Source organism: Streptomyces sp. W16 (assembly GCF_033194735.1).
Lineage (GTDB): Bacteria > Actinomycetota > Actinomycetes > Streptomycetales > Streptomycetaceae > Streptomyces.
In genome coordinates this window covers 1-2,163 of record NZ_JAWOAI010000932.1, presented here as the reverse complement: position 1 = coordinate 2,163, position 2,163 = coordinate 1, and the positions used below count along the sequence as shown (strand labels likewise).

Annotated in this window: 1 protein-coding gene and 1 pseudogene; both read right to left on the bottom strand. The window is 68.8% G+C overall.

Features of this window, described 5'->3' with window-relative positions; all coding sequences use genetic code 11:
* On the bottom strand, nt 1-1,200 hold a 1,200-nt coding region (locus R6V09_RS51590; protein ID WP_317888318.1), incomplete at its 3' end, for an AAA domain-containing protein.
* A gap of 287 nt (nt 1,201-1,487) precedes the next feature.
* Nucleotides 1,488-2,163 (bottom strand): annotated as a pseudogene (locus R6V09_RS51585) (TIR protein); the annotation flags it as partial.

The window sequence follows — 2,163 nt, the reverse complement described above, 5'->3', positions numbered from 1 at the left end:
GCTCAGCTCACCGATGTCCGCGGCGGCCTGTCCCGCCCGCGTCCTGGCGTTCGCGCCGCGCTGCGTGGCGTCGCGGACCGCCGCGTCGGCCTGGGCGAATTCCGTGTGGAGCGCGGCGAGTTGGGCTTCCTTCCGCTTGGCGAGGAAACCGCTCGGCCGTCCCATTTCGCTGATCTTGAGGCGCAGTTGCGCCGCCGCGGCCTCCGCCCTCAATCCGTCCTGCCCGGCAGCCGCATCTGCCGCCGCAGCATGTGAGTGAGACGTACGCGCCGCTGAGAGCTGCTCCTCCAGAGTCCGTACTTCGTCGTGCAGGGCGATGCGGGCACGTACTTCCTTGAGGGCCTCCGTCGCCCGGGTGAGAGCCTCGTCCAGCTGGGCGGAGACCCGGGCGGTGATCCGCTCGGTGTCGACGTACTCGCCGTATCGCTCACGTAGAGAGGGGACTTCGATGTCGCCGGCGCGTTGCACCAGCCCCTCCGAGAAGCCTTCCTGCGTGGCCAGGAGATCGCAGATGCGCTCCAGTGCCTGGTCGACCGCGACCTTCGTCGGCGCGACGAAAAGGATGTTGAGCCCCTGGCGGAAGTTTCCTTCGACGATGTGCCCGACGACATCCGTCTTGCCCGTACCGGGCGGCCCCCACAGGAACAGAATCTGGCTCGCCAGCGCCTGCTCGACGGCGACCCTTTGGCGTGAATTCAGCTTCAGGGTCTGCCAGTTCGCGATCCAGTGACCGGGATTCGTATCGCGCGCGCTGACCGGGTTGCCCTGGCCTACGATCCAGCCGGCGCTCTCCGCGCGTATGAGGCTGTCGGCCTCACCCACCGATTCGAGACGCTCGGCGACGACGACCAGTCCGGCCGAATCGTCCTTGCGGACTTGGGCGTTGCGGACGGTCTGCCCCAGACTCTCGGCGGTGACCAACCGCACGTTTCCGTCGGGCATGAGCGACGCCTCCGCCGCTGCCCAAGGCCCGCGCGCATGCGAGGCCCGGACGAGCACGGGCATGCCGTCCAGGGAGTCGTGCCATTTCCTGCACACGAAGAGATACTCGAAGCGACCCGCCACCGATGACACGAGACGGCCGCCGGAAAGCGCGACCTTCTGAGCGTCACCGCCCTCGCTCCGGCGTTCCGTCAAGATCTCCGCCCGAACGGCTTTGATCAGTTCCCCCACCGGATACGGCTTCGTGGTCTCCGCCATGCGCACGCTCCCCCGATCCCTTCCGCACGTGACCCGCGATCGATTCATCGACCAACCAGGTGACTCTACGTGAGGTGCGTTTGGACGCGAGCGCCTTTTGGCCAGGTCACCGCGGTTGATCCACATCGAACGGCGAGAGAGGCCTCTGTGACAAAAGCGAGCATGATCATCGCCGGGGTGAGCGAAGGTCTGGTGCCTCGCAGCGCCGTAATCGAGATGCAGCGAACCGAACCGCTCCGCTTTCGTCGCGAACTTCAGCGTGCCCGCTCTCTTCTCCTCGTCGCCGGTCAGCCCGTCGCCGCCACCCCGAAGTCCGCCCCCGAGATACCCCCCAGCGCCTCCGTGATCCGCAGCAACGGCTCGCGCAGCGCGGTCAGTTCGGAGCGCATCGCCTCGGCCTGCGGCCAGGCGGACTCGTGGTCGAGGGGGGCGGTGTCTGCCGGGCAGCGGGCCTCGTAGGCGGCGAGGCGGGGATGCCAGGCAGCGGTGAAGGGGCGGATGGTGTCGTTGATGAAGGCGTAGGCGAGGCTCTGGACCGTCGGTGCGCCGGAGCCGCGTTCGAGGCCGATGCTGTACGTGTGCAGCGTCCCGCGCGTGAAGTCGATCAGTGACTTCAGGGACGTCAGCGCCTCGCGCAGGCTGCCCGTGCCCGGTGCCAGTTCCTGTACCCCGATCCGGGTGACCAGCTCGACCTGGATATCGAAGGCGGCCATCCGCTCCGACTCGCTGGGTGCTGCCATGGGTGTCTCCCTCCGGCTGCCGGGGAAGGTCAGCGTAGCCGGGTCGCGACGGACACACAGGGTGCGCAGGGCGGCGTGCCGCAGGGACTCGGTGCGGGCGGGGGCCGGGTCGTGGTGGTGCCAGGCGTGCAGGGTGACCGGGTGGAGCCGCCAGCCGCCGTCGGCAACCGGTGCCAGCAGGCTGCGCACGCGCAGCTCGGCGACACCGTTCGCGGCCCGAGAG